The sequence below is a fragment of the Burkholderia diffusa genome (assembly GCF_902499115.1).
Taxonomy (GTDB): Bacteria; Pseudomonadota; Gammaproteobacteria; order Burkholderiales; family Burkholderiaceae; genus Burkholderia; species Burkholderia diffusa.
In genome coordinates this window covers 205819-212754 of record NZ_CABVPN010000011.1, presented here as the reverse complement: position 1 = coordinate 212754, position 6936 = coordinate 205819, and the positions used below count along the sequence as shown (strand labels likewise).

The 6936-nt window shown below is 64.6% G+C and carries 7 protein-coding genes; 6 read left to right on the top strand and 1 reads right to left on the bottom strand.

What is annotated here, in order from left to right; all coding sequences use genetic code 11:
- A partial coding sequence (locus tag BTE28158_RS13530) for a hypothetical protein (RefSeq protein WP_217481643.1) occupies positions 1-185 on the top strand: 185 nt, incomplete at its 5' end.
- A gap of 154 nt (positions 186-339) precedes the next feature.
- On the opposite strand, the gene BTE28158_RS13525 is transcribed toward BTE28158_RS13530, so the two are convergent.
- Positions 340-1116 carry an enoyl-CoA hydratase gene (locus BTE28158_RS13525; protein WP_151052061.1) on the bottom strand — a complete coding sequence of 259 codons (777 nt, stop codon included), beginning with the start codon at positions 1114-1116 and terminating at the stop codon, positions 340-342.
- A gap of 129 nt (positions 1117-1245) precedes the next feature.
- On the opposite strand from BTE28158_RS13525, the gene paaN reads away from it, so the two are divergent.
- The 5 genes from paaN (at position 1246) to paaK (ending at position 6870) form a co-directional block, all read left to right on the top strand.
- A complete protein-coding gene (paaN, locus tag BTE28158_RS13520; RefSeq protein ID WP_151052063.1) occupies positions 1246-2952 on the top strand; it encodes a phenylacetic acid degradation protein PaaN in 1707 nt (568 codons plus the stop codon).
- 87 nt (positions 2953-3039) lie between these two features.
- Positions 3040-4242 carry a 3-oxoadipyl-CoA thiolase gene (pcaF, locus tag BTE28158_RS13515; protein ID WP_151052065.1) on the top strand — a complete coding sequence of 401 codons (1203 nt, stop codon included), beginning with the start codon at positions 3040-3042 and terminating at the stop codon, positions 4240-4242.
- A gap of 45 nt (positions 4243-4287) precedes the next feature.
- Entirely contained in the window at positions 4288-5079 is a 792-nt protein-coding gene (paaG, locus tag BTE28158_RS13510; protein WP_124629057.1) for a 2-(1,2-epoxy-1,2-dihydrophenyl)acetyl-CoA isomerase PaaG, read from the top strand.
- Between the two features lies 1 nt (position 5080).
- Positions 5081-5533 carry a hydroxyphenylacetyl-CoA thioesterase PaaI gene (paaI, locus tag BTE28158_RS13505; protein ID WP_059608061.1) on the top strand — a complete coding sequence of 151 codons (453 nt, stop codon included), beginning with the start codon at positions 5081-5083 and terminating at the stop codon, positions 5531-5533.
- Positions 5534-5571: 38 nt separating this feature from the next.
- Positions 5572-6870, top strand: coding sequence for a phenylacetate--CoA ligase PaaK (gene paaK, locus BTE28158_RS13500; protein WP_151052067.1), 1299 nt, complete (start codon positions 5572-5574; stop codon positions 6868-6870).
- Positions 6871-6936: the final 66 nt, after the last annotated feature.

Below are 6936 nucleotides of genomic sequence, written 5' to 3'. Positions count from 1 at the left end.
GTTTTCAGCAGCAGAGAAGCGAGATTATGAACCGTCTTTTTCAGTCAGTCAACAACTTTTTGAACTGCTTCGTTGCGGCGACTGGGTTCAACTTCATGTGCGCCGGGGCTCGACAACCCACCCTCCATCGCACCGCTTCCCTTCTTCCTCCGCGCCGCGTTTCCGTTAGCGCGAAAGAGGCGTGATTCTATGCACCCGCCCCGGTCTGCGCAACCCCTTTTGTGAAAATATTTTGAAAAAACCCCCGTGCGCTAACGCGCACGGGGGCTTCGGGCTCACTGCCCCGGGCGATCTTACCGACACCCGCCGCTCGCCAGGCGCCACCCAGCCACCGCCAAATCAGCGGTTCTTGAATACCGGCTTCCGCTTCTCGACGAATGCCGCCATCCCTTCCTTCTGATCTTCGGTCGCGAACAGCGAATGAAACAGTCGACGCTCGAAATGGACACCCTCGGCCAGTGTCGTCTCGTACGCGCGATTCACCGACTCCTTGACCATCATGACCGCCGGCAGTGAGAACTCGGCAATCGTCGTCGCAGCGGCAAGCGCTTCATCGAGCAGTTTGTCGGCCGGCAGCACGCGCGACACGAGCCCCGCCCGTTCCGCCTCGGCCGCGTCCATGAAGCGCGCCGTCAGGCACATGTCCATTGCCTTCGCCTTGGACACGGCGCGCGGCAGACGCTGCGTGCCGCCTGCGCCCGGCATCACGCCCAGCTTGATTTCGGGCTGGCCGAACTTGGCCGTATCCGCTGCGAAGATGATGTCGCACATCATCGCGAGCTCGCAACCACCGCCAAGCGCAAAGCCCGCCACGGCAGCAATGATCGGCTTGCGGATCTCGCGGACGGTCTCCCAGTTACGGGTGATGTAGTCGCCGCGATAAACATCCATATAGGAATAGGTCGCCATCATGCCGATGTCGGCCCCGGCCGCGAACGCCTTCTCGCTCCCCGTCACGACGATCGCACCGATCGCGTCGTCTGCGTCGAATGCCTTTAGCGCAGCGCCCAACTCATCCATCAACGCATCGTTCAGCGCATTCAGCGCCTTCGGACGGTTCAGTGTGATCAGCCCGACTCGCCCCCGGGTCTCCACCAGGATGTTCTCGTAAGACATCTATTTCTCCTCGATCAATGAAATGAGAAACGCCTCGCACATGCGAATAGTTTGATGCTACCATTCTCCGACCAACCGGTCGGTTAATTAATCGATCCAACCCTTCCCTATGTCCATCAGGCTGCCGCCATGACCCATGCACTGTTCACGAAGCACGAAGACACGCTGAAACACGCCCTCGCCGCCATCGAGAGCCGCGGGTACTGGAGCCCGTTCGCGGAAATGCCTAGTCCCAAAGTGTACGGGGAAAGCGCCAACGCCGACGGCGAAGCGGCGTTCAAGGCACACCTCGGCAACACGTTCGTGCTCGACCAGCCGGCGTCCGGCGGAACCGTCGGCGCGGAGCAGTCGCCGTACGGGATCGCGCTGGGCATCCGCTATCCGAAATCGACACCCGACGAACTGATTGCCGCCGCCGCCGCGGCCCAGCGCGCATGGCGCGAAGCCGGCCCGAGCGCCTGGATCGGCGTCAGTCTGGAAATCCTCGCACGGCTGAATCGCGCGAGCTTCGAAATTGCCTACAGCGTGATGCACACGACGGGCCAAGCGTTCATGATGGCATTCCAGGCCGGGGGCCCGCACGCGCAGGATCGTGCGCTCGAAGCGGTCGCCTACGCCTGGGACGAGTTGCGCCGCATCCCGGCCGATGCACACTGGGAGAAGCCGCAAGGCAAGAACCCGCCGCTCGCGATGCACAAGCGCTATACGATTGTCCCGCGCGGCACCGGCCTCGTGCTCGGCTGCTGCACATTCCCGACCTGGAACGGCTACCCCGGCCTGTTCGCCGACCTGGCGACCGGCAACACGGTAATCGTCAAACCTCATCCGGGCGCGACCCTGCCGCTCGCGATCACGGTCCGCATCGCCCGCGACGTGCTGCGCGAAGCCGGCTTCGATCCGAACGTCGTCACGCTCCTCGCGACCGAGCCGAACGACGGCGCCCTCGTGCAGGACCTCGCGCTGCGTCCTGAAATCAAGCTGATCGACTTCACGGGCAGCACGCAAAACGGCACGTGGCTCGAACACCATGCCCATCAAGCACAGGTGTATACCGAGAAGGCCGGTGTCAACCAGATCGTGATCGACTCGACCGACGACCTGAAGGCCGCGGCCAAGAACATCGCGTTCTCGTTAGCGCTGTACTCCGGCCAGATGTGCACGGCACCGCAGAACATTTACGTGCCGCGCGACGGCATCCGGACGGCAGACGGCCATGCAAGCTTCGACGAAGTCGCCCAGGCGATCGCCGTCTCCGTGCAGAAACTGACCGGAGACCCGGCTCGCTCGGTCGAACTGATCGGCGCGATCCAGAACGACGGCGTGGTCGCGCGTATCGACGACGCCCGCAAGCTCGGTCGTGTGCTCGCTGACAGCCAGACGCTCCAGCATCCGACATTCGCCGACGCTCGCGTGCGCACGCCGCTCGTGCTGCAACTCGACGTGGCCGACCAAGCGAAATTCACGCAGGAGTGGTTCGGCCCGATCTCGTTCGTGATCGCGACCGACTCGACCGCGCAATCTCTCGATCTCGCCGGCAAAATCGCCGCGGAACATGGTGCGCTGACGCTCTCCGTCTACAGCACCGACGACAAGGTCCTCGACGCTGCGCACGATGCAGCGGTGCGTGGCGGCGTCGCGCTGTCGATCAACCTGACGGGCGGCGTATTCGTCAACCAGTCGGCTGCATTCTCCGACTTCCACGGCACCGGCGCGAACCCGGCCGCCAACGCGGCGCTCGCCGATCCGGCGTTCGTCGCCAACCGGTTCCGCGTGGTGCAAAGCCGCGTCCATGTTGCGCCGAAGGCTGTACCTGCGGAAGCCGGCCAAACGGCATAACTCGAATGGCCGACGTGCAAACGCCGTCACGTTCTCTACCATGAACGAATCTGCCAACCGGCAGGTTCGTTGCACATCGACACCCCCATGACCGACGCCTACATCTGCGACGCGATTCGCACCCCCATCGGCCGCTACGGCGGCTCCCTGAAAGACGTTCGTGCCGACGATCTCGGTGCGGTGCCGCTCACGGCGCTGATCGAACGCAACCGCAATGTCGACTGGTCGGCCATCGACGACGTGATCTACGGCTGCGCAAACCAGGCCGGCGAAGACAACCGCAACGTCGCGCGCATGTCCGCACTGCTCGCGGGCCTGCCGACCGCCGTGCCGGGTACGACGCTGAACCGGCTGTGCGGTTCGGGCATGGACGCCGTCGGCACCGCCGCGCGCGCGATCAAGGCGGGCGAGGCACGCTTGATGATCGCGGGCGGCGTCGAAAGCATGACGCGCGCGCCGTTCGTGATGGGCAAGGCCACCAGCGCATTCGCACGCCAGACCGCCATTTTCGACACGACGATCGGCTGGCGCTTCATCAATCCGCTGATGAAACAGCAATACGGCGTCGATTCGATGCCGGAGACCGCCGAGAACGTCGCGGTCGACTACGGCATCAGCCGTGCCGATCAGGACCTGTTCGCGCTGCGCAGCCAGCAGAAGGCCGCGCGTGCGCAGCAGGACGGCACGCTCGCCGAGGAAATCGTCCCGGTGACGATTCCGCAGAAGAAAGGCGACGCGCTCGTCGTATCGCGTGACGAGCATCCGCGAGAAACGTCGCTCGAGGCGCTCGCGAAGCTGAAGGGCGTCGTGCGCCCGGACGGCTCGGTGACGGCCGGCAACGCGTCGGGCGTCAACGACGGCGCATGCGCACTGCTGCTCGCCAACGCGGAAGCCGCCGATCAGTATGGGCTGCGCCGCCGCGCACGCGTCGTCGGTATGGCGACCGCCGGCGTCGAACCGCGCGTGATGGGGATCGGCCCGGCGCCGGCCACGCAGAAACTGTTGCGCCAGCTCGGGATGACGATCGACCAGTTCGACGTGATCGAGCTGAACGAAGCGTTCGCCTCGCAAGGTCTCGCGGTGTTGCGCATGCTCGGTGTCGCCGACGACGATCCGCGCGTGAACCCGAACGGCGGTGCGATCGCGCTCGGTCACCCGCTCGGCGCATCGGGCGCTCGGCTCGTGACCACGGCGCTTCACCAACTCGAGCGTACGGGCGGCCGCTTTGCACTCTGTACGATGTGCATCGGCGTCGGCCAGGGCATCGCGATCGCCATCGAGCGCATGTAACCGACGCGCCGCGCGCCTATAACGAAGTCATGAAGGAGACACTGCATGTCATATCAGGCGATCCAGCTGGATATCGATCAGACTGCCCGCGTGGCCACGATCACCCTCAACCGCCCGGACAAGCTGAACAGCTTCACGCGAGCGATGCACCGCGAACTGCAGTCTGCGCTCGATGAAGTCGAGACGGCCGGCGCACGTGCGCTGATACTGACGGGTGCGGGGCGCGGCTTTTGCGCAGGCCAGGACCTGGCCGATCTCGACTTCACGCCGGGCGCGTCCACCGACCTCGGCACGCTGATCGACGAGCATTTCAATCCGCTGATCCGCCGCCTGCAACGCATGCCGATTCCGGTGATCGCCGCCGTCAACGGGACTGCGGCGGGCGCCGGCGCGAATCTCGCACTCGCCTGCGACATCGTGTTCGCGGCACGCTCGAGCAGCTTTATCCAGGCCTTCGTCAAGATCGGGCTCGTGCCCGATTCGGGCGGTACGTGGTTCCTGCCGCAACGCGTCGGCATGGCACGCGCGCTGGGGCTGGCCCTGACCGGCGACAAGCTCGGCGCCGAACAGGCCGAACAATGGGGCTTGATCTGGCGCGCGGTCGACGACGATGCGCTCGCCGCGTTGGCGCGTCAGCTCGCCAATCAGCTCGCGCAGCAACCGACGCTCGCAATCGCGTCGATCAAGCAGTCGATGCGCGACAGCGTCACGAATACGCTCGATCAGCAGCTCGACCTCGAACGCGACCTGCAGCGTAAGCTCGGCCAGTCATACGACTACGCGGAAGGCGTAAAGGCGTTCATCGAGAAGCGTGCGCCGCGCTTCGAGGGGCGTTGACATGACCACCTCCAACGACACGCTCACCCCCGATGCGCTCGCCCGTGCGACGGCACGGGCCATGTACGACGCAGACGCCTGCAGCCGCGCGTTCGGCATGGAAATCGCCGAAGTACGGGCCGGCTACGCACGCCTGCAGATGCGCGTACGGCCGGAATTCCTGAACGGACATCAGACCTGTCACGGCGGCATCATCTTCACGCTCGCCGATTCGACGTTCGCGTTCGCATGCAACTCGTACAACCTGAATACCGTTGCGGCCGGCTGCTCGATCGAATACCTGCGTCCCGTATACGGTAACGACCTGCTGACGGCCGAAGCGATCGAGCAGACGCGCAGCGGCCGGCACGGCATCTATGACATCCGCGTCACGAACCAGACAGGCGAAACGGTCGCGATGTTTCGGGGCAAATCGGCCCAGATCAAGGGCACGGTGCTGCCGGAAGAACGTTGACGTCCACCGCGCGCTCATAACAATCACTGGAGACAGGCATGACTACCCCGCTACCGCTCGAGCCGATCGAGACCGCCTCGCGCGACGAGCTTACCGCACTGCAGCTTGAACGCCTGAAGTGGTCGCTCCGGCATGCGTATGACCACTCTCCCGTCTATCGCCGCAAATTCGACGAAGCGGGCGTGCATCCCGACGACCTGAAGACGCTCACGGATCTGTCGCGCTTCCCGTTCACGACCAAGAGCGACCTGCGCGACAGCTACCCGTTCGGGATGTTCGCGGTGCCGCAGGACCAGATCTCGCGCATTCACGCGTCGTCGGGCACGACCGGCAAGCCGACCGTCGTCGGCTATACGGCGCGCGACATCGACACTTGGGCCAATCTCGTCGCGCGCTCGATCCGCGCGGCCGGTGCGCGGCGTGGCGACAAGGTTCATGTCAGTTATGGATACGGGCTGTTCACCGGCGGGCTCGGCGCACACTACGGCGCCGAACGCGCGGGACTGACCGTGATTCCGTTCGGCGGTGGCCAGACCGAAAAGCAGGTGCAGTTGATCCAGGATTTCCGGCCCGACATCATCATGGTGACGCCGAGCTATATGCTGTCGATCGCCGACGAGATCGAGCGCCAGGGCCTCGACCCCGCACAAAGCTCGCTGCGCATCGGCATCTTCGGCGCGGAGCCCTGGACCAACGACATGCGCGTGGCCATCGAGCATCGGATGGGCATCGACGCGGTCGACATCTATGGGCTGTCCGAAGTGATGGGTCCCGGCGTCGCATCGGAATGCGTCGAGACCAAGGACGGCCCGACCATCTGGGAAGATCACTTCTATCCGGAAATCATCGACCCCGACACCGGCGAGGTATTGCCGGACGGCGAACTTGGCGAACTGGTCTTCACGTCGCTGACGAAGGAAGCGCTGCCGATCATCCGCTACCGGACGCGCGACCTCACGCGTCTGCTGCCCGGCACCGCCCGCACGATGCGCCGGATGGAAAAGATCACCGGGCGCTCGGACGACATGATGATCGTGCGGGGCGTCAACGTCTTCCCGACGCAGATCGAGGAGCAGTTGCTGAAACAGCGTGCGCTTGCACCACACTATCAGATCGTGCTGACGAAGGAAGGTCCGCTCGACGTGCTGACGCTCAATGTCGAGCCGTGCCCCGAAACTGCCCCCGACACGGCGGCAATCCATGCGGCGAGACAAGCGCTCGCGCACGACATCAAGTCGCTGATCGGCGTGACGGCCGTGATCAATGTGCTGCCCGTGAACGGGATCGAGCGTTCGGTCGGCAAGGCACGCCGCGTGATCGACAAGCGCAAGGGCTGATACCCCCAGACCCCCGCTACCCGACCGCCGCGCGCAACAGCAATCGCGAGGCAAAAAAACAGCCCG

Bases quoted from the DNA above. Each gene is read 5' to 3' on its own strand.
- paaK (WP_151052067.1), top strand. From the start codon at position 5,572: ATGACTACCCCGCTACCGCTCGAGCCGATCGAGACCGCCTCGCGCGAC.
- paaN (WP_151052063.1), top strand. From the start codon at position 1,246: ATGACCCATGCACTGTTCACGAAGCACGAAGACACGCTGAAACACGCC.
- paaG (WP_124629057.1), top strand. From the start codon at position 4,288: ATGTCATATCAGGCGATCCAGCTGGATATCGATCAGACTGCCCGCGTG.
- pcaF (WP_151052065.1), top strand. From the start codon at position 3,040: ATGACCGACGCCTACATCTGCGACGCGATTCGCACCCCCATCGGCCGC.
- BTE28158_RS13525 (WP_151052061.1), bottom strand. From the start codon at position 1,116: ATGTCTTACGAGAACATCCTGGTGGAGACCCGGGGGCGAGTCGGGCTG.
- paaI (WP_059608061.1), top strand. From the start codon at position 5,081: ATGACCACCTCCAACGACACGCTCACCCCCGATGCGCTCGCCCGTGCG.